Source organism: Acaryochloris sp. CCMEE 5410, assembly GCF_000238775.2.
Classification (GTDB): domain Bacteria; phylum Cyanobacteriota; class Cyanobacteriia; order Thermosynechococcales; family Thermosynechococcaceae; genus Acaryochloris.
The window spans coordinates 413,099-433,001 of sequence record NZ_AFEJ02000001.1 but is presented as its reverse complement, the minus strand read 5'-3'; the positions used below and the strand labels follow the sequence as shown (position 1 = coordinate 433,001).

Sequence of the window (19,903 nt, the reverse complement as noted above, 5' to 3'; positions counted from 1 at the left end):
AGAACACCACAAAAAACTAACTGTGGGCATACTGCCTTACTAGCTGGCTGAGGGGGATTCTTCCGGTAAATACTGATTCAAGAACGCATTCACTACCGATAAGGCAATCGGCCCTAGAAAGAATGCCAATAGGCCATCCACTCGGAAGCCGGGTACAAATACAGCGGCGAGGGAGAAACATAACCCATTCAGCACCAGCAAAAAACCGCCTAGGGATAGTAAGGTCAATGGGAAAGACACCACTTTCAGCACGGGTTTGACAATGGCATTCACCAAGCCAATGGCAATTGCAGCTGCGATCGCAGTGGGGATACTGTCCAAATCAACCCCAGGAAACACGTAATCCACCACCAGTAGACTGAGGGCTGTAGCCAAAATAGTTAACAGAAGTCCACGCATTTCGATATCCTCTGAATCTGTGAGGTTGCCATAAAAGCTTCCTTTGGAGTGGGAAGATGGGGAATGTAGCTGCTAAACATGAAACTGTCTTAACTTTAGAAGACAAATCCGTTTCCCTCCTTGAAAATAAAGATCATTTCACCTTTACCTTTGTGCAACTGCTCAGCAATCGTCCTTCGTCGGTTCAGTTTTGGCAGATTTAGGTAAGGTTCAATAGGTCAGAGCAAAGCCATCTTTCCCCATTGTGCGCCCACCCATCCAGAGGAGATCAGATCATGGGTAAATCTCTCCCCCCCAAAGCCATCATCAGCCTGGGTAAGTTTGTTTGGACCACGATGTGGAATGTGATGATGTCGAATATGGCCCCTCGGAGTAAAGCTGGAGCCTATATTCGCCCTGAGAGTCAGTTCCGAAACACCGTTGGCAGCGAGTCCTTTCCGGCAGAGTCCCAACGGTATCGCCTCTATGTGGGATTAGGCTGTCCTTGGGCCCATCGCACCTTAGTGGTTCGTGCCTTAAAAGGGTTACAAGATGTCATCGATGTCGTCGTGGTTCAACCCTCGGATACAGAAGGGGGTTGGGTTTTTGCCTCAGAGCATCAAGGGTGCCGTAACCTTAGAGATCTCTATCTACTGGCCCAACCTGGATATGAAGGCCGTTGCACTGTACCTGTGCTTTGGGATACCCAAACCCAAAAGGTCGTCAACAACGAAAGTTCCGAGATCATCGTCAATCTGAATTCAGCCTTCAACGACCTGGCTCAGCAGCCAGATCTAGATCTCTACCCAGAAGCCCTACGTCCTCCCATCGACCAGTGGAATGAAAAAATCTATCATGCCGTCAATAATGGCGTGTATCGCTGTGGATTTGCCCAAACCCAAACCGCCTACGATCAGGCCTGCAGGGAGCTGTTCGAAGTACTAGACGAAATCGATACAGCCTTAGCCCAGCAACGGTATCTCTGTGGTGATACCTTGACACTCGCGGATGTACGGCTTTTTCCAACTTTATTTCGCTTCGATGTCGCTTACTACGGCCTCTTCAAGTGCAATCGACGACGCATTCAGGACTACCAGCATTTAGGCCCCTATTTGCGGGACCTCTACCAACTCCCTGGTGTAGCAGACACCTGCAACCTAGAAGCCGTCAAACAAAGTTACTACGGTTTTCTTTTTCCCTTAAATCCTGGCGGCATTATTCCTGCGGGGCCTGATATAACCAGCTTGTCTGACCCCCATGGCCGTGAACAGATAGGCAAAGCGCCTCAAGCGGTGTAGAAGATACAACATTCCCTTGAAAACGGCCTTGGCTGAAGTTACTGTTGGCACCACTGCCGAGCGATTTGCCCGACAAGGCTGCCGTAGCTGGAACTAAACGTACCCAGTCCAGCTAGCTCAGACACGGGGCACCGCTTTTGCATCGCTAAAGCGATCAGATGAACCACTTCGGCTGCCCCAATACCCACCATATGAGCCCCCAGTATTTGTCCATTCTTGTGGACAAGGACCTTACACCAACCCGTCTGGTCCTGGAGTTGGCCTTTGTCTGACTGTTGATAGGTGTGATAGAAACACCGAAAGGGGATGGACGCTTGTTGGGCCAGGGTCTCTGTTAACCCCACCCTGGCTAGCTCTGGCATGGTCGGGATAGCCCAGGGTAGGATGCCATATTCAATCGCTTGTCTAGCACCCAAGGCATTATTTACCGCTATCCCGGCCTCATGTCGAGCAATATCTGCCAGGGTATATCCCCCTAGCACAGACCCGCAGGCATACACTTGGGAGCGTGAGGTTTGCAATTGCGGGTTCACCCACAAACCTTGAGCGGTATGGCGAAGATCCACAGCAATTTGATGGGGATTGATGATGGCTGACGTTGTTTCTACGGCCCAAACTAAGGATCCGGCCATCAATTGGCCTTGATTTGTCGTTACCTGATAGGAGCTGGATGATGGAGTAACGTTTTTGATCTGGCTGTGGGTGTGACTATTGACACGATCGGCTTCTAGGTGGGCTTGCACTCGCCAAGCCGCTTCAGCATCTTCCCCAGGCAGTATCTGGCCCTGGGGACAAACTAAGTGAACGGAATGCCCCAATCGACCTAAGGATTGGCTGAGGGAAACGGCCACTGGACCATCCCCCACCACTAGCACTGGATCGGCTAAAGGCTGATGGGGATTCTCTAGGCGGGTGAGGACCTGCGCGGGACTAAGCCAGTCCGCTGAACCTGGAACATCTGGTGCAGATAAATCGGCATCTAAACAGAGAAGATACCGGCGGGCTCGCAATACCCGATTCTGACAATGCACCTGAAATTGCGGTTTGGTTTTAAATTGAGCGATACCATCGATCTGCTCAATGCCCAAACTGGCTAATTTGGCTGGCGAATAAGGTGCCTGCAACCGCGAGGTCATGGCTTCAACCCAATCGGCCAAAGCCATAGAGGGCTGGGTCTGTACCCACTGTCGCAACAGCAGATGATACGGGATGGGGGCTGGCGCAACAGCAATCAACGCCACTCGGGCCGACCGTTCTTTGGCTGCGATCGCAGCCCAGGGAGCCACCGCATTATTACCCACCACCACCAAATCATAATCAGCCATTGCCTACTCCCCAGGCGTTTATGCCCTCTCTCATCTAAACAGATAACTGAGGTAGGCAATCGGCCAAAGCAGTGAGTAACTGTTGATTGTCTGCTTGAGTCCGCACCGCAATCCGAAAATACTGATCTCCTAATTCGGGAAAGCTAAGACAATCTCGAATGAGAATATGATGATGCTTTAAAAGCAACTCCTGCAGCAAAGGTACTGAAACCTTCGTTTGTACTAACAGAAAATTCGCTGCCCCCTCCAGGGGATAAGCCCCCAACTCCACCAAACCTTGCATCAGTTTGGTACGGACAGGGGGCAACCAAGATAGGGTTTTATTTTGAAAAACGTGATCTCCCAACCCTGCTATTCCCGCCATAACGGCCAGAGAGTTTACAGACCAGGGATCACGGCATTTCTGCCAGCGCTGGAGCCGATCGGGGTGGCCAATGGCATACCCCAACCGCAACCCAGGCAAACTATAAAATTTGGTCAGGGAACGCAAGATAACGAGATTCGGAAAATCTTGCACTTTAGAGATCAAGCTGAAGTCAGCATCTACAGGCAGAAAGTCCATAAATGCCTCATCCACCACCACCAAAGGGAACTGCTCTAGAAACGGTTCGATTTGATGGATGCTGACTAACCCCCCAGTGGGATTGTGGGGGTTATTCAGTAATAGTCCAGCTTGAGCTGAATCGGCAGACTGACGAGCGATCTGTAATGCCTGCTCGATCAAATCACTGGAAGATTGATGTTGAATCTGTCTAATATTCAGAGGTAATGGCCGAATTTGAGCTTGGAACGCCTTCAATGCTCGTTGATAGTCAGCAAAGGCAGGCGTTAGAACCCCAGTCCATGCCAGTTGGGCCAAATCACGGCAGGCCCAAGTGAGTAATTCAGCTGAACCATTTCCCGGCAAAAACCAGTCAACGGGGAGCTGATGAACCTTACTCAACACCTGGCATATTGACTGATAACTCGGATCTGGATAAGCCGTGAGGGTATCGAGATGAGTTTGAATGGCTGCAATCGCAGATTTAGGCGGCCCAAGTGGGTTGATACTTGCCGAAAAATCAAGGATACAGCCGGGAGAACAACCTGCTATGTCTGCAGCCCACCGCAGGTTGCCTCCGTGTAAAGGGCGACTCAATAGTGACGCCTCATCCAGAAAATTAAGGAATTACTTTTTAGGAGCAACTTTTTCCTTAAATAGCTTACCTGCAGAGAAAGCTGGAACTTTAGTTGCGGGAATCTTCATTTTCGCACCGGTCTTGGGGTTACGTCCTTCCCGGGCCTTGCGTTCGCGAGGTTCAAATGAGCCAAATCCCACCAATGTGACTTTTTCTCCTGACGAGACAGATTCAACAATGGCCTCTAAGGCGGCAGTCAGAACTGCATCTGCCTGCTTTTTCGTGACACTTGCCTTATCAGCAACGGCGTCGACGAGTTCTCCTTTATTCATTGATTGACTCCTAATTGTTCAGTTAAGCGTGAGCAAAAAAAATCGAATCTGCAGTTCCAGAAAAATATAGACAAAACATCAGATTTATCTGGAGTGTGACTACAGTCTAACTGGCTGAAATGTCGCAACCACGTCGATTTAATGGAATATTCTAAATGCTATTTGCTAAATATAGATCGACAGAACCTTGATAATCTCTGGATTTCAGGTTTTTTTTGGTTATTACGAGTTTATGACTAGAAAATTTTGGAGTGTTTTGGCAAAAATTACAGGCAAGTAAAAATCCCAGAATCCTTCCTATATATACATTTAAGGCATTCTTATTGTGATGATTCTCGATTGTTAATGATCAACAGGTTTTATTTGTCAGAAGAAATTTAATCCTGTAAAAAATTATTAAGTTAAGGCTCTTTTGGCGGTCTCAGCTGATAAAAAGCTGTCCTTACAGTTGAAAAATGTGAATGAAGTCTGAAAATTATTCTGCTTTTACCCACCCGTTGATATCCGCTAGGTAAAGTTCTGCCTGAAATTTAATTTCTTTACGACCGATGGATCGCTGGCTATATTTACTAAAATTTTATCTTTTGTTAATAATTGACAGAGCCAAAACGAAAAATATTCTGATTAGAAAGCTAAGAAATATGCACGACTCCTTCTCGCTTCTGAATAAATCTAGGAAAGAGATAAATTGTCCATTAGACCTTATTTATTGATCACAGCTTCTTATGATCATAGAAAGCAGGTGCAAATTTAGACCTCTTTGAAGGTTGCAGTTAGACCTTTGGCTACTATCAGTTGCTTAGTTTGCCCCATAGAGTGAGGCTGGTCCCTTATACCTTGTCTGAAGCAGGGTGATTGGGGGTTGGCGGGGAGAGTTGTGAATAGGTACTTGCCATATGAGCCAAGGGAATCAGTCTCTAGGAGAAAACTGGGGAATTTCAAGGGGGAACGGTTCGCCTAGACTGTCTGAGCTATCTGAACGAGATAGGGTTTTCAGATTAGCAGCCCAGATTTTGCAAGATCCTCTGGCGCAATCTAAGTTATGCGATCGCATCTATGAATTGATGCAAAACGACTTACATTATCAGCGCGAGCGAACCTACGGAGGAGGGTACTAGTGGTTAGCAACAGTGAAACCCATAACCTTAACTACGTCACCGCCAATCGCTTCTATGTCGAAATCCAAGAAAAGAGCTACATCAGTGCTTGCTTCACTGAATGTTCGGGGTTAAGCGCCAAAATTAAGCATGACACCTATTTTGAAGGCGGCGTCAACAACCAGCAGCGGATCATACTCGGTCAAACTGAATTCTCCGATGTCACCCTCAAGCGGGGGATCACTAATGATCTGGTGTTTTGGGGGTGGGCCAGTCGTATGCTTACCCAATTAGAACCGACCGATCGTAATGTCAATCCCCAACGTCGCAACATCAATATCCTTTTGTTCAATCAAGCAGGAGAAACCATTCAAACCTGGACCTTAATTGGTGCAGTCCCTGTGGCTTGGCAAGCACCCGCCCTCCAAGCAGATACCTCCACCGTTGCCATCGAAGAACTCACCTTGGCTTACGAAGGTCTAAAGGTTGTTGCCAATCTGCAACCCAGCAGCAATGCAGGTGGTGGGGCCACCTTCTTACAAGGTAGAGATGCCAATGCTGGAGGATTCTATCCCAGTAATTAACCTGCAAAGTTTATGGATGTTAATTCAGGCCAAGGTCATCAATCTCCATCGGAAGAGATCCCTTCCTCAGACTCGCTTGGCCTTCAGCATCCATTGCTCCCCCCTCCAGCTCTAGGACAATCCTTTCTCCAACCCCATACCCTATCTCCCTTGGGCGCTGTATCCCTAATCAATTTGGATACCCGTCTGCCGACCGAAGCGGCTTGGACAAATTCTCTAGGTAGTCAGCTTTCTAATCAGGTGCCAGGAGAAGCCATCGGCAACAGCTCTACGGGCAATTCCAACATTTCTGATTCCTTCGTAACTCAGTCTCCTGAAACCCAACCCAACACACTTGCTCCGAAAGTACCCACCGAAAGTCTGCAACCCAAATTAGAACAAACACCCTCCAATCAGCGACTGTCAAGCGCTCAGAACAACCCTGGCAAAATCGATAGTTATGCCGCTAGTACACCAAAAGTGCAACAGGCACCCTCTCTTGAGACTGGTGCAGTCGTTCATAATGACCAACCCCAAATATCAGCCCCTTCTATTCAGCCTGCTCAGGATAGAGAACAAGAGACTAGGGAGAGACCCGTTACTAAGCAAGCTGAGTCAGGAACACAGATTGCCCAAGAACGAAACAGCCCTGAAATAACGCTTCAACCCAAACTAGACAAGGCTCAAAAATTTAGCCCTCCATACACGAAATCCCATCTTCAACAATTAACAACTTCCTCTATTCCCTCCCCAATAGAAAACACCCATGACCATCAGAAATCATCAGAGATGGTTTCTGAGCAGGCCATTTCTGAATCTAAGCAAAAGCCTGAACAAACACTCCAACCTAAACTAGACCCAGCTTCACAAACTAGCCCTCCACCCACGAAATCCCATCTTCAACAATCAACACTTTCCCCTGTTTCTTATTCACAGGACGAAACTGTTGGAGACCAGACATCATCAAAGGTAGTTTCTAAGCAGACCATTTCTGAATCTAAACAGAAGCCTGAACAAACGGCTAACCCAACCATCCATTCCACCACCAAAGCAATACCTCCAGAGGTGAGTACTTCTGCCGAAGCACCTGATGGGTCCCCCCTCCAAGCGAAGCACCAGGATATCCTGGAAACTAAAGTTGCTTCTGAACCCTCCATAATCCAAGAGAGTCTTCCCCAGTCTTATGAACAATCCACTTCTCTAAACTCAGAATTTAAATCTTCAGGCCCAAGACCTTCGCCTACTGCTAGTGCTACAAATGATGATCCGTCGCCAACCCAAGACTCAGTCATCTCTGCACCTCATCAGCCGAGCCTCCAAAAAGTTCCGGTTACCAATGACCATTCTTTAGTTCGATCTGCACAAACAACCCAGGTTACCCAAAGTAAAGAAGCCTCCCTTCCAACAGTATCTCCACCTTCTAGCCAAAAAACAGTTATCTCTGTTCAACCTAGCCCGGAACCGCAAGTATCCAGCACTCAACCGAACGAATCCCAATCCGCTTCAATCCAAACTTCGCTGGAAGCCACAGCTCAAAGCAATAAGGAGGTAGCCACTAAATCATCCCAACAAGGGACTGACACCTCAACGGACTTACTTAATAGTCAACCTATCGAATCTCAATCCATTTCAATCCAAACTTCACTGGAGACCACAGCTCACAGCGAGCAGGTTAACACTACACCATCCAAACAAGGGACTAACAGCAACACAGCTAAACCAGCTAGTGAGACTATCCAGTCATCTCCAATTCCCCCTAACGGTCTGCAACAGCTTTCCCTCACAAATTCCAAAGAAGACGCTAACCCAAGTAGCTCAACTGATAGCAGCTCTTCAATTGAGACACCCATAACATCTAGCCCTCCCACCATACCTAGGGGGAAATCAATAGAGACAACACCTATTGAACAAGCCGCCCAAGCATCTCCTCAGCAATCTCTAGATGAAAAGCCTTTTTTGCTTGAGGATTCTACGATGCCAAGCTCTACAGCCCAGAGTAGCGAGAGCCAAACCGATACAGCCGTTATTCAAAAAATAGAAAGTTCGGCAGCTCAGCAATCTTCTACTGACCACCTGCATACATCCAAGATAGAAACGAATCAAACTAGTCCGACTAGTTCCCCTCCCGCATCGACCGAAACTCCCCCTACACCCAGCACTACCAAAAAAACTGATGGGAATGCGACACGGGCAACCGTTATTCAAAGAGCAGACGAACCATCTCCCGAGGCATCCACTAAAGCAACTTCAAAACAACAGAAGAAACAGAATAAAAAAAACAAACAGAAAAAGATTCCCTTACAAGCTCGGCTATCGCGGGTGGGGGAACGAGCTAAGCAGGATATTCATAAAGTTGGGATTCAGCTCAAACAAGCATCTCATTCATTCCCCACTGGTCAATCAAAAGCCAAAGTAAATGGGTTGCAGAAATCCACTGGTGTTTCTCCCCAGCCGTCAAACCCTCCATCTATCCAAACCAAATCATTTCCCGACTCAACGCCATCACCTCCTGAAGTACCTCTAGTCCAAAGTGAAGTCCAGGCTTTAGCACAAGCTTCTCCACAGGAATCTGCCAGGGAAGATGCTTTACCAGAGAAAACTGAGATTGCTAACCATGAACAGAATTCTCCAATGGTTCAAGCAGTTTCTGATTCTGAAGACTCACCCCAAAAGCATCCTCATGCTACTCCAGCGACCTCTGAACTGACGATCAATCAAGACATACAATCTGACTCAGTCACAGACCTCCAAAAGAAGACTGAGTCAGCCTCAAATTCTACGATTACTGGACAGCATCGAAATAATTCTGAATCTTCAACACCCGAGATTAGTGTAAATCAGCTAAAGACGACTTCATCGCCTAGTGCTACTTCAAGTGCTGGGACTGAAACTTCCCGACCAAAAACAAAGAAGTGGGGACAATTACCAGCACACCCCCTAAAACGGCTGACCCATCTCAGCCAGCAGGTCATGGACACGGTTAGTCGTCAACTTGAACCTTATCCGAATGAAGAGTTTAATCCATTTCAAAAGCAAGAGCAAAATTTACCTAAAAACTCAAACCAGAAGCGTGAAGATCAGACCATTAGCCCTGTCTCACTTCACAGATCTGTAAATGGAGATTCCCAACCCTTACAAGATATTGGTAGTGAAGATAAATCCGCAGCAACGTCCATTCAATCAGACATTCAAGCGAAGTCCTATTCACCCAATACAAGCCTAGGCACCGCTAGCCCATCAAAGCCTGAACTGAGTTCAGATGAACAAGCACATCCTAACAACCAGACAGATCACCACACCGATGTGAATGCTGAAGATCATCTCCAAACTCAAGAATTACCCACTGTACAAAAAGCTGAAGACTCACAATCCTCAAGCCCTTCACCTCCCCAGTCTGAGCAAGTAAACTTTCCTACCTCGAACAGTATTGAGACCTCCTCCCCTGAAGAAGGGCATAGCTCCGCATCAGTCGTGGAGTCACAAACCAATGCCCCTATACCTGAATGGCAATTAATTCAGAATCAGCTTGCGGATCGGATTACAAATCTAGGTTCAGAAATTAGACAGAGGGTTGACCGGTCGATACTCAAGCAAAATTCAAGGAGAAAATCACCTCAACCCACGCAAATTAATGAAACTGACTCGGCTCAAATAGCAACATCATCTGGAGTTGCACAGACAGATCAACCACTCAATTCTGTAGTACCGGAGCTGAATGGAGAAAATATTCAAGCCACTACTGAGTCTATTGCAGATCCAGTTAATGGCATTGAACAACCATCACTGACTGCTTCAGAACAGCTAACCTCTACATCTGACGCTGTGACAGAAAGTCTTGTGCAAACAGAAACAAGTTCCGTTGTTTCCCCTTCCCAAGAAGATATCAGTCATCCGCAAGCGTTTACGACTGAGCCGTCCATTCAATCTAGCTCTGTAGATAAAGCAAAGACTCCTGAGCCTCAGCAGGATTCAGGACAAGACAATCCAGCATTGCTCCATGAGAACGAGGGAACAATACAGAGGGATAGCGCTGAGGCAAGCTCAAGCAGCTCAGAGCAGCCCATCACCAATGTATCGAGCCAAAGTTCAGCAAACTTTGGTACTGCAATACCAGAAGCGTCTCAAAGTCGCGATCGCAACCGTCCTTTCAATTCCCCTATTTCAAAGTTAGGTACAACCATTGTCCAGCAATTAACCAACCTAAAACCTAAAAAACATAAGTCAAAAACTAAGGCAAAGAAACAAAAATCAGTTTCGTCTCCCGCACAAATGTCTAGGGAGACTACAAAAACCGATTCGACGACGAGCCTGAACGTGCAGGCTAAACCAGAGAAAACTGCGCAATCAACAGAACACCCCAATTCTCCAGAAAAACCAAACGCTAATACAAGTGGTGTGGCAAAACAAGCGGTCTCTACTACAAGTATGAGTGACGCTATTCAACGTCAGGATATTGCGCCTCAGCAATCTTCAACACCTGATAGTTCTGATGATTCAAATACTTCTACAACTTCTAGTTCTCATCCTCTTTCTCAAGCTGAACGATCTATACAGAGGTCAACAGAGTTCAATGAAGCTCCAGGAGTATCAGGTAAAAGCGATCCATCTGGTAATCCAGACAGCTTAATCCAGCGTGAAACAATACAAGAGCAGTCTCAACCCGAGCAGCCTGAATCTCAAACCCAACCCTTGCTGACTCAAAATGTTTTAGAAACAGAATCACCTGTTTCAGAACGTCCACCTATTAGCGAAATTTCGATTCAAACTAAGGTTGAACAGCCATCGGCAACTGACCACCCCCAATTGCCTACTAGCCCAACTTCATCTGTCCATAAATCTAGTCAAAACCAGGAAAAGCTTTCCAGCGAGAGTAGCCAAAGTAACCTTCAAGAGAGTTCAGAGGTAGTTTTAGACGTTAATACCTCAAGAATGGCTAGTCAAAATTTGGCTAGCCCTAATGTCCAAGCATCCCAAATTAAGGAACAAGACGACAACATTCCACTTGGTACTTCCCCAACGATTCAAGCCCAAGAGAATCCATTGGAAGAGCCAGTATCTGAAAGCTTATCTGTCCCAAGCACCCATGTACCTGCGATCAACTCTGACAATACAGCTTTAGATTCAGCACGGAACTCCAAGGATCTTGAATCTCAGAAACATCATGCTCCTCAAGCTCCTATAAAGAGTAGTGATGTTAGCAGTAATGTCCTGGAGAAAGAAGGCAATGTTCAACGAAAGATTGAGGCTCACATCGATAGCGACCTGCCATTTGTTCCCCCAAGGGAGGATGTCAGTAACGCCAGCAAACCGTCAAATGCTCAGCCTAAAATCTCTGAAGCTTCTATTTTAGGAGAGACTTCAGCTCAAACTGAGCCCCATACAGCACCATCGAATTTAGAATCAAAGCAAGCCTCTACCGTTCCAATTCAAGCTGTTGAAATTTCTGTTGTCCAGCCCGCAACGGAGCTACAACCTACGAAAGACAACCTTGGACAATCGTTTGATAATTGCGATCGCACCCCAGAATCACCTCTAGAGTCTGGAGATAAGCTTAAAATCCAGCCAACCCCAGAAATCCAACCTATAGAGCAACCCGACCAACAGCAAGCTGTCCCTAATCGCGACTCAGAAACGGCTCCAACTACTGATAAGTCCCTTGCAAATGATGTAGCTAAAGCGACTACAGAGTCTACACTACAAGCATCCAGTATCGATATCGAGCAGTCACCCGATTCTAGTGCTGCTCCGACTGATATTTCAGCAACGTCAGAAATCATCCAGCCAAAACATCAATCCCATATTGGTTCAGAGCTAAAGACCGACCCTGACTTATCCACCAGCCAGACTCAAGCTAATCCCACTCTCTCGGCTGAACCCACTAATACTGATACCCCAACACCAGATTTACAGAAACATCCAACTGATAACCTGGGTGAATCTCCACCCGAAAATGTAGAGCGCATCCAGTCTCAACCAGACCAGATCGATTCTCCAAACCGTCGGATTATAGAAATTCCAGCTCAACATCCTGACGGAAATATTGAAAAAGCTAACTTATCCGATCAAGATATCTCATCCAGTTCATCCCTGGAAATCATCGAAAATCAAAGCCTGCAAAGAAATTCAGAGGCCAACTCTTCTTTGACAGAGGAAAATCTTGACCCTGTCAATCCCAAACCCTCTTCCAATATTGCTGAACAATCTCAGGTTTCAGCACTTCCTCAAGCTGATTCATCCCTCCAAAAAGTAGAGCATATCCAGCCTCAACCGGATCAGATCGATTCTCCCCACCGTCGGATTATAGAGATCCCAGCTAAACGTCCTGACGAAAATCTCGCAAATGATAATTTACACCCTAAGGATAGTGCGTCCAGCTCATCCTCGGATCTCCACGAAGACCCGATTCTTCAAAGGACTGTAGAGAGCAACTCTTCTCTGGTAGAGACAGATCTTGACCGTGCCAATAGAGACATCTCCTCACCTGTTGGAGAAACATCCGAGGTTGCAGAACTTCCTGCCGCAAAATCTGATTCAAAGTTGCAGCCTTCAGAGGCAGATAGCTCAGACTCCTCGCTCACTTCAGTCCAGCCATTATCAACGTCTCCCCTGAAGCCCACAATCCAGCACCAAGCTCAAGCTGAAGATACCCTCAACTCACGTCCTCAACCGATAGACCCGGTAGATACTCAGTCTGGCTCACGAGAGTCTCTGCAACGTCGAGTTATTGAGATAGCAGCTCAACCACCTGAGCCCAAACAACCAGAGGGGAATTCCCCAGACCTAACCGTTGCCCAGTTGTTGGCAACGGGCCAGTCGCCTACTCCCTTGTCCAACATTGCAGACAATTTCGTTTCTCCGAAACTTATCAGTAACCTATTACCTTCCAGTCAACCAAATCGTAAACATCATTCTCAGAAACTAAGGGATTTTCAAAATCCGAATGCACCATTACAACGAAAAGCTGATGATGAAACAGGATGGTCTAGCGAGCGCTATGAGATAAATACGGAGGATGCGATCGCACCCACAATCCCATCTTCAAGCAACCCAGCACTCCCCTCCAACTGGTCCAGTATCGAAGACCTATTCACAACCCGGTCATCCGTCATCCAACCTAAAGCAGAGAAAACCACTGCAACCCCTGAAGACACTTCAGATTTAGTCCTCACCCCCACAGGAATTCACCCAGAAAAGCAAGTCCAAAGGAAAACAGCATTTACCCAACGAACGGCTCAACCCTTACAAAAGTCTCCAACTACTGCTCCCCCAATCTCATCCACGCCCGAAATGACAGAAGTGGTGATGCGTCAATCCCAAGCTGAAAAGTCAACTGAACCTGAAGTAGATGAGCAAAGTTTCGAAATCCTAGCAAGAGAGATCTATCACGTCCTCCGACAGCGCCTAGAAGTGGAGCGAGAGAGACACGGAGGGTATCAATCGGGTCGTTTACCGTGGTGAATTATATATGAAGAGGTTGAATATAAACCATGACCTATAGTGGTTCTCGCAGCAATAATAGTGCTGTTGCCTCAGGCAAGTTAGCCAAAGCAACTTTAGTCCACCAACCCACGGACAAGAGTAAAGATATTGAATTTATGTTCAACCCCACAGAGTTGGTCTTTCAGCAGTCGATGCGTCTGAATGAAAGCCAAGGGGCACGAACTGCTAAGGGATTACCCAAGGTCACCTTTGCCTACCCAGAAGCCTGCTCTCTGTCCTTGAGCAATATCTTGTTTGATACCTACGAACAAGGGACCAGTGTGATTGATGCCTATGTCAGCAAATTGATCAAAGCTTTGGACTTTGATGACAGTGGCGACGCTGCCAACAAACGACCGCCCATCTATATCTTCACTTGGGGAGACCAGCAATATTTACGCTGTTTTGTCGAGCAAATTACCTACAAACTCACCTTATTTTTACCGGACGGTACCCCTGTCCAAGCCCGAGTCGATATGTCCCTAAAGGAAATTGACGAATCAAGCTTAGCAGGGGGAAGCCAGTCTGCCTCTCCCAATCGCTCCCAGGATAGTCGTTCTAACCGAACAACCTTTGGTCGCTAAAGTACTGAAATCAAGCTAACTGCCCATGCCTGCAACCACCTACATTGCCGAGCCACTTTTAGAAATTGATGGCAAAAAAGCGTCCAACGAGCTGATGGAAGATATTCTCCAGATTTCCGTGGAAGAAAGCTTGCACCTACCTGGCATGTTTGTCTTGGTGATTAAGAACGACTACTTTTCTGGCCGTTCCGTTGATGCCCCTTGGCAATATGACGATCTATTTCAGATTGGTAAAACCATCAAAATCGGCTTTAGTGGCAGCACCACCGAAGCCCAGGACTTTGATGAAGAGAATCAGGGCTATGTGCTGGATGGAGAAATCACCGGTATGGAGACGAACTTTACTGCGAGTTCCCAAGCCCCTATCGTGATTCGGGGCTACGACACGTCCCACCGACTCCATCGAGGTCGCTACAATCGGTCCTTCCAGAATATGACCGACACGGATGTAGTCAAGAAATTGATTGGAGAAGTCGGAATCCCCGCTGGCACCATCGATAATAGCGGGTCTCCCCATGACTATATTTTTCAAGAGAATCAGACCAATATGGAATTTCTACGGGAGCGGGCAGCCCGGAATGGGTTTGAACTCTATGTTCAAGACGGCAAGATGAATTTTAGGAAGCCCAAAGCCAATTCCAATATTTCCCTAACCTGGCTCAAGGATCTGCATAGCTTTCGAGTGCGAGTTACCAGTGCCGAACAGGTTAAAAGTGTTGAAGTGCGGGGCTGGGATTATGAACGCAAGGAAGCTATCGTCTCCACTAAAAATAGCGAGAAACTACTAACCTCCACCGATCATGGCTCCGGCCAGAAGCAAAGCACTGTCTTTAATGGCAAACCGACGACGCCCAAAATGATTGTGGTGGATCAACCCGTCTTTAGTGCCAAGGAAGCCGATACCATCGCCCAGGCTCTGATTGATGAACTGGGAGGAGAGTTTGTGGTGGCGGATGCTAGAGCTGAGGGTAATCCTGATTTGAGAACAGGGCAGGTAGTCCAACTCAAAGATATGGGCAAATACAGCGGCAAGTACTACATCACTGAAACGCGCCATTTATTTCAAGATCGGGTTTATTCCACGGAGTTCAGCGTGCGGGGGTTACGGGGAGGCGATTTACTCTCAACCTTGGCTCCCTCTCAACGGCTGCAGGCGGGGCAAACCCTGTTAGTGGGCAAAGTCACGAATAACAAGGACCCAAAAGGTTGGGGACGAGTTCGAGTCAAGTTTCCCACCCTGACGGAGGAGCATGAGAGCAACTGGGCCAGAGTCGTGGCCAGTGGAGCCGGGAAAGATCGAGGTTTTGACTGTTTACCCGAAGTCGATGATGAGGTGCTAGTGGGGTTTGAACATGGCGATATCCACCGTCCCTATATTGTGGGTGGGGTATGGAATGGCAAGGATAGTCCTCCAGAGAAAGTGGAGAGTTCCATTGTCGATGGCAAGGTCAATCTCCGAACAGTAAAAACTCGCACGGGCCATACCCTCCAATTTGTAGAAGCGGATAAAGATGCTAAAAAGAAAGGCATTTATTTAGATACGGTGTATGGCCATCATCTGTATCTGAATGACAGTGAAAAGTTCGCAGAATTAAAAACGAAAGAGGGGCATTATGCTCGGCTGGATGATCAAGGCAAAAAGCTAGAAATTAAATCCAAAGGGGGTCATAAAGTTTTACTGGATGATAATGGCTCCGCCAAGATCGATATGATTTCGACGGGAGATATCAATGTTAAATCCGGGACCAGCGGCAGTTCGCGGAAAATCAGCCTGAATGCAGGCGAAATCACCCTGACGGCAACGACCAAAATTACGTTAAAAGTGGGTAGCTCATCGATTGAACTCAGCAATTCTGGTGTCACGATTCAGGGGGTTCAGGCTGCGATCAAAGGAACTGCCCAAACCAAAATTGATGGGGCTTTGGTGACCGTTCAGGCCTCTGGGGTGAATACCATCAAGGGCTCAATCGTAAAGATCAATTGATAGTGACAGGAAGGAGTAGTCAATGGGACAACAAGTCGTCATGGGGGCGTCCTTACAATGTTCTTTTGGAGCAGCGCCTAGTTCTTTGATTGTGATTCCCAAAGGACCACCAGTTCTGACGGGGGGACCCGCTGCCGCCACCATTATGGACTATGCCCCCATTGCCAATATTCCACCGTTTGGCATGTGTTCTTCCCTGGCGAACCCGACGGTCGCCTCGGCAACAGCCGCCGCAATGGGTGTTCTTACCCCGATGCCCTGTATCCCCGTTATTCCAGCCCCTTGGACACCAGGTTCACCAACGGTTCTAATCAATAATTTTCCGGCATTAAACAATACGTCTAAGTGCTTTTGTACTTGGGGAGGGGTAATTCAGATAACTTATCCAGGACAAGTTACCACTCAAATTCCTTAAGAAGACGGGTTTGTAAGGGTTGCCATTAACGTTACCAGGACTAATCGGACGCTGATTCCTGATCGGATGAGGGTTCCTTCTTTCGTCCTGCTTTGCGGGTGGATTCCTTAAGTAAAAATTCGATTTGAGCATTGACGCTGCGCAACTCATCCGCCGCCCAACGTTCGAGGGTGTCGTAAAGAGCCTGATCGAGTCGTAATAAGAAGCGCTTCTTTTTGCTCACGTATACAGGGTTCCAGCATTAATGATCGGCTGTGTTGAACTTTCAGAAACCAGGGCCACCAGTAAGTTGTTTACCATAGCAGCTTTCCGTTCTTCATCCAGGTCTACCACCTGTTGCTCACTCAACCGATGCAGTGCCATTTCTACCATGCCTAAGGCACCTTCGACGATTCGCTCTTTGGCAGCAATCACTGCGATCGCTTGTTGGCGACGAAGCATCGCCTGGGCAATTTCAGGGGCATAGGCCAGGTGTGTAATTCGAGTTTCGATAATATCAACCCCGGCAACGTCTAACCGACGCTGGACTTCTTGTTTAAGCAGGTCAGAAATTTGATCAGGGTTGCCCCGCAAAGACTCTTGGGTATTGTCAAAAATATCGTAGGCATAGCGGCTGGCTAAACTGCGAAGGGCCGTCTCACTTTGAATCGCGACGAAATCACGACAACTTTCCACATCCAGGGTGGCTTTTGCGGAATCAATCACTCGCCAAACGACAACTGCTGCAATCTCAATCGGACTGCCCTGGGCATCATTGACCTTCAATCTTTCACTGTTGAAGTTGCGAACCCGTAGGGAGACTGGGCGCTTACTGACGATGAAAGGAATGGTCCAGTAAAAACCTGGTTCACGGATACTGCCGATATATTTTCCTAGCAAGATTAATACCCGAGCCTGATTCGGATCGACTAGGAAAAAGCCACTGGCCAATATCCCTGCCATAGCGAGTAATCCAGACCCTAGCCAGAGTTGTGGCCCTGCTAATGTTTTCTCAAAGAGAACAAAGGGAAATAAATACCAACTACTGATCCCCAAAAACAATAAGAGAATCGGCAACACCCCAAACCCATTAATTTTCCAAGCGGATGATTCTTTCGTGGAATTCATATCTTCGTTTCCTTTGAATCCATATCACTAAGATAGCAAAGTGATATCATTTTGATATTACTGTTACTGTTTGTCATGGAAGGCCAGGTCTCGCTAACGTAAAGTAGCGATAACAGCAGTTTGGCGCTTGAAGGTGAGCAATGAAAAAGATTGGAATGGGAGTGCTGGTGATCGGGCTTGCGATCGCATGGCTACTACTAGCCGCACAACCCGCCACAGCTATATCCTGGGAACTAGCTGCAGAAACTGATCAAGGCCGAATTCGCCAATATTATGATCGCGATTCTATCCAACGAATAGGTTCAGAGGTCACGGTCCTCAGCTACTACCTCAATGAAGGTGAAACGCCGCCGCGTATCGATTATGTAACTACGTATGATTGCAACTCCAACCGATTTAAAGATGTAGAGGTTAACGGTCAATTGACGAAAGAGGATTGGCATTTACTCATCTCTGATCCCCTTAATGAAGCGATTCGAGATTTGGCTTGCGCTCAATAGTCAATGTTGGCTCCAACAGACTTTTCTTGCCGATAAATATAATTTTTTGTTTTCTATTCACGGAAATTAAGTGCGCCGATCCATCTAATCACTCGGCAGGGTCTATCTATCTCCAATCCACCTTGTCCAAATCAGTTAAAACCATATTAGAGATTAGCTTTCAGGGATATTACTGATTTGCTATATCAAAATTTCAATTAATTTAGATATAGGGATAGAAAATTTAGAGTTTTCATCTCCCGCTTCATAGGTGTCCTTTTTAAGAGCTCAATATCTTTATGGTCACGATTGAAGATATCAAAGTTTTTTTCCAAAGGAATATCTCTCTATCTAGACAAACACCACAAGAGAGCTCCAGTAGGATTCCGATTATTGAGTCATGGATAGGCTTAGAAAAAGCTGGAAGGCCGATTATCAAAGGTAGGCTTTATGGTCACCCCAACCATTCCGTTGGGGCTAAGATTATAACCTCAACTATTCAGGGATATTTTGCAGGTGCAGGGCATGTCTATGTCAAAACGCGAAATTCCCTCTATGAGTTGGGACAACCCTGCAATGAACTAGGGTTCCTGAAAGAAATTTCTGGTGACCAACATCCAGAACAAGTGACAATCTGGAATGAGTAACATTCTTAGATTCTTAGAATGAAGACGGTTGTACGGCGCAAAAAAGACGAATGTTTACCGCTAACCTAATCTCATTCTGAACTCTTCGCTAAAAAAAGCGCCATCCCAGTTATGAGCTGTTTTAATTTGCGAGACAGTTAGACCTTCGACCTTCCGGAGGACAGCCCGATGCAAATTCGCATTATATAAATTCGTTCCCAGTAGCTGTGCTCTTTGAAGATTGGCCTCACATAAATCTGTTTCCATCAAGCTCGCTCCCATTAAATTAGATTTGGAGAGAATCGCTCTCCCCAGATCAACCCCATATAAATCAGCACCAGCTAAAGTCGCACTGTCTAGATTCGCTCCAAATAATCTAGTCCAACACAAGTGGGCCCGACTCATATCGGCTCCATTCAATAGCCCGCCTAATAAATCCGTGTTGGCCAAATTGGCACATCGTAATTCTGCCCCAATCAGAATAGTCCCGAGCAGATTAGCCCCACTCATATCTGCCATCTGGAGGTTAGCATTGCTCAGGTCAACTTCAACCCAGTTTGAGCTTGTCAAATTTGGAATCACATCAGGATACCTTTGTCGCCATTGGTTCCAGGATTGAACCCCTTTCTTTAACTCCGCGACATGTTCAGGATTCGCCATCATCAAGTCAAGAGTTACATGGCCTTATGTGGTCACAATCTCCAGTAGCTCTTAAAGCGTACTGATCAGAAATACATTGGGAAAATCACTCTTAATCAAAGTAACCATTTGTCGATACTCGATTGAGGAGGGTAGCTTTAGCGTCCCAGACAGAATAGATTACTGACATGGGTTAAACTCCCGATCTTTAGATTTTCAAGATGAGGAAAAACTTAATTCATTTCTACAGTTAATATTAATCAATTGAATTAGGGAGATTATTGTTGCAATATAACGATATTTTTGTCCGGTTGCAGAGTTAGCTCAATAAAAGGTAAATTCTCCCAAAAAGATCAGAGAAATTCATTGTAAATCGTCTATCTCGAATTCCAACACCTCTATCAATGAACCTTTACCTAACATACGTTTAATTTCCCCAACCCCTTTAAGGGCAAGATACTCAATAGTCTCTGGACTAA

At 46.6% G+C, this 19,903-nt stretch carries 16 protein-coding genes; 9 read left to right on the top strand and 7 right to left on the bottom strand.

The features are described from left to right. Window positions 1-39 precede the first annotated feature (39 nt). Window positions 40-399 carry a phage holin family protein gene (locus tag ON05_RS01765; protein WP_010476260.1) on the bottom strand — a complete coding sequence of 120 codons (360 nt, stop codon included), beginning with the start codon at window positions 397-399 and terminating at the stop codon, window positions 40-42. Between the two features lie 56 nt (window positions 400-455). Between ON05_RS01765 and ON05_RS01760 the strand changes: the two genes are divergently transcribed. Beyond that, window positions 456-602 carry a hypothetical protein gene (locus tag ON05_RS01760; protein ID WP_175307245.1) on the top strand — a complete coding sequence of 49 codons (147 nt, stop codon included), beginning with the start codon at window positions 456-458 and terminating at the stop codon, window positions 600-602. A gap of 72 nt (window positions 603-674) precedes the next feature. Beyond that, window positions 675-1,676 carry a glutathione S-transferase family protein gene (locus ON05_RS01755; protein ID WP_010476261.1) on the top strand — a complete coding sequence of 334 codons (1,002 nt, stop codon included), beginning with the start codon at window positions 675-677 and terminating at the stop codon, window positions 1,674-1,676. A gap of 38 nt (window positions 1,677-1,714) precedes the next feature. On the opposite strand, the gene ON05_RS01750 is transcribed toward ON05_RS01755, so the two are convergent. The 3 genes from ON05_RS01750 to ON05_RS01740 are packed head-to-tail and all read right to left on the bottom strand — an operon-like array spanning window position 1,715 to window position 4,451. Beyond that, on the bottom strand, window positions 1,715-3,001 hold the full coding sequence (locus tag ON05_RS01750) for an FAD-dependent oxidoreductase (RefSeq protein WP_010476263.1): 1,287 nt from the start codon (window positions 2,999-3,001) through the stop codon (window positions 1,715-1,717). A 34-nt stretch (window positions 3,002-3,035) separates the two neighbouring features. Continuing rightward, window positions 3,036-4,139 (bottom strand): threonine-phosphate decarboxylase CobD, encoded by a 1,104-nt coding sequence (cobD, locus tag ON05_RS01745; protein ID WP_010476264.1) that lies wholly within the window; start codon window positions 4,137-4,139, stop codon window positions 3,036-3,038. A gap of 30 nt (window positions 4,140-4,169) precedes the next feature. Next, window positions 4,170-4,451 carry an HU family DNA-binding protein gene (locus ON05_RS01740; RefSeq protein WP_010476266.1) on the bottom strand — a complete coding sequence of 94 codons (282 nt, stop codon included), beginning with the start codon at window positions 4,449-4,451 and terminating at the stop codon, window positions 4,170-4,172. An 896-nt stretch (window positions 4,452-5,347) separates the two neighbouring features. Here ON05_RS01740 and ON05_RS01735 point away from each other — a divergent pair. From ON05_RS01735 to ON05_RS01710, 6 genes are read left to right on the top strand one after another with little or no spacing between them, the layout of a single operon-like run. Next, window positions 5,348-5,569, top strand: a complete 222-nt coding sequence (locus tag ON05_RS01735) for a hypothetical protein (protein ID WP_010476269.1) — start codon at window positions 5,348-5,350, stop codon at window positions 5,567-5,569. Then, window positions 5,569-6,132, top strand: coding sequence for a phage tail protein (locus ON05_RS01730; protein WP_010476270.1), 564 nt, complete (start codon window positions 5,569-5,571; stop codon window positions 6,130-6,132). Before ON05_RS01735 ends, ON05_RS01730 begins: the two co-directional genes overlap by 1 nt. A 12-nt stretch (window positions 6,133-6,144) precedes the next feature. Further along, the gene (locus ON05_RS01725) at window positions 6,145-13,569 is read left to right on the top strand and encodes a hypothetical protein (RefSeq protein WP_010476271.1); all 7,425 of its coding nucleotides are present in this window, start codon (window positions 6,145-6,147) and stop codon (window positions 13,567-13,569) included. Between the two features lie 29 nt (window positions 13,570-13,598). Then, window positions 13,599-14,174: a hypothetical protein gene (locus tag ON05_RS01720; protein ID WP_010476272.1), complete on the top strand. Its 576-nt coding sequence runs from the start codon at window positions 13,599-13,601 to the stop codon at window positions 14,172-14,174. A gap of 25 nt (window positions 14,175-14,199) precedes the next feature. Continuing rightward, window positions 14,200-16,158, top strand: coding sequence for a VgrG-related protein (locus ON05_RS01715; protein ID WP_010476273.1), 1,959 nt, complete (start codon window positions 14,200-14,202; stop codon window positions 16,156-16,158). 22 nt (window positions 16,159-16,180) lie between these two features. Then, window positions 16,181-16,573, top strand: a complete 393-nt coding sequence (locus ON05_RS01710; RefSeq protein ID WP_010476274.1) for a DUF4280 domain-containing protein — start codon at window positions 16,181-16,183, stop codon at window positions 16,571-16,573. Window positions 16,574-16,613: 40 nt separating this feature from the next. Here the strand turns inward: ON05_RS01710 and ON05_RS01705 are convergent, their stop codons facing one another. Together ON05_RS01705 and ON05_RS01700 are read right to left on the bottom strand one after the other, a co-directional pair. Continuing rightward, window positions 16,614-16,796 (bottom strand): hypothetical protein, encoded by a 183-nt coding sequence (locus tag ON05_RS01705; RefSeq protein ID WP_010476276.1) that lies wholly within the window; start codon window positions 16,794-16,796, stop codon window positions 16,614-16,616. Next, window positions 16,793-17,680, bottom strand: coding sequence for an SPFH domain-containing protein (locus ON05_RS01700; protein WP_010476278.1), 888 nt, complete (start codon window positions 17,678-17,680; stop codon window positions 16,793-16,795). The genes ON05_RS01705 and ON05_RS01700 overlap by 4 nt, the downstream gene beginning before the upstream one ends. Before the next feature lie 140 nt (window positions 17,681-17,820). Here ON05_RS01700 and ON05_RS01695 point away from each other — a divergent pair, with 140 nt between their 5' ends. Then, window positions 17,821-18,180 (top strand): hypothetical protein, encoded by a 360-nt coding sequence (locus ON05_RS01695; protein ID WP_010476280.1) that lies wholly within the window; start codon window positions 17,821-17,823, stop codon window positions 18,178-18,180. A 686-nt stretch (window positions 18,181-18,866) separates the two neighbouring features. On the opposite strand, the gene ON05_RS01690 is transcribed toward ON05_RS01695, so the two are convergent. Continuing rightward, window positions 18,867-19,448: a pentapeptide repeat-containing protein gene (locus ON05_RS01690; RefSeq protein ID WP_010476284.1), complete on the bottom strand. Its 582-nt coding sequence runs from the start codon at window positions 19,446-19,448 to the stop codon at window positions 18,867-18,869. Window positions 19,449-19,903 lie beyond the last annotated feature (455 nt).

Excerpts from the sequence above, each read along its gene's own strand:
- ON05_RS01765 (WP_010476260.1), bottom strand. The coding sequence starts at position 399 with ATGCGTGGACTTCTGTTAACTATTTTGGCTACAGCCCTCAGTCTACTG.
- ON05_RS01760 (WP_175307245.1), top strand. The coding sequence starts at position 456 with ATGGGGAATGTAGCTGCTAAACATGAAACTGTCTTAACTTTAGAAGAC.
- ON05_RS01755 (WP_010476261.1), top strand. The coding sequence starts at position 675 with ATGGGTAAATCTCTCCCCCCCAAAGCCATCATCAGCCTGGGTAAGTTT.
- ON05_RS01750 (WP_010476263.1), bottom strand. The coding sequence starts at position 3,001 with ATGGCTGATTATGATTTGGTGGTGGTGGGTAATAATGCGGTGGCTCCC.
- ON05_RS01740 (WP_010476266.1), bottom strand. The coding sequence starts at position 4,451 with ATGAATAAAGGAGAACTCGTCGACGCCGTTGCTGATAAGGCAAGTGTC.
- ON05_RS01735 (WP_010476269.1), top strand. The coding sequence starts at position 5,348 with ATGAGCCAAGGGAATCAGTCTCTAGGAGAAAACTGGGGAATTTCAAGG.
- ON05_RS01725 (WP_010476271.1), top strand. The coding sequence starts at position 6,145 with ATGGATGTTAATTCAGGCCAAGGTCATCAATCTCCATCGGAAGAGATC.
- ON05_RS01720 (WP_010476272.1), top strand. The coding sequence starts at position 13,599 with ATGACCTATAGTGGTTCTCGCAGCAATAATAGTGCTGTTGCCTCAGGC.
- ON05_RS01715 (WP_010476273.1), top strand. The coding sequence starts at position 14,200 with ATGCCTGCAACCACCTACATTGCCGAGCCACTTTTAGAAATTGATGGC.
- ON05_RS01710 (WP_010476274.1), top strand. The coding sequence starts at position 16,181 with ATGGGACAACAAGTCGTCATGGGGGCGTCCTTACAATGTTCTTTTGGA.
- ON05_RS01700 (WP_010476278.1), bottom strand. The coding sequence starts at position 17,680 with ATGAATTCCACGAAAGAATCATCCGCTTGGAAAATTAATGGGTTTGGG.
- ON05_RS01695 (WP_010476280.1), top strand. The coding sequence starts at position 17,821 with ATGAAAAAGATTGGAATGGGAGTGCTGGTGATCGGGCTTGCGATCGCA.
- ON05_RS01690 (WP_010476284.1), bottom strand. The coding sequence starts at position 19,448 with ATGATGGCGAATCCTGAACATGTCGCGGAGTTAAAGAAAGGGGTTCAA.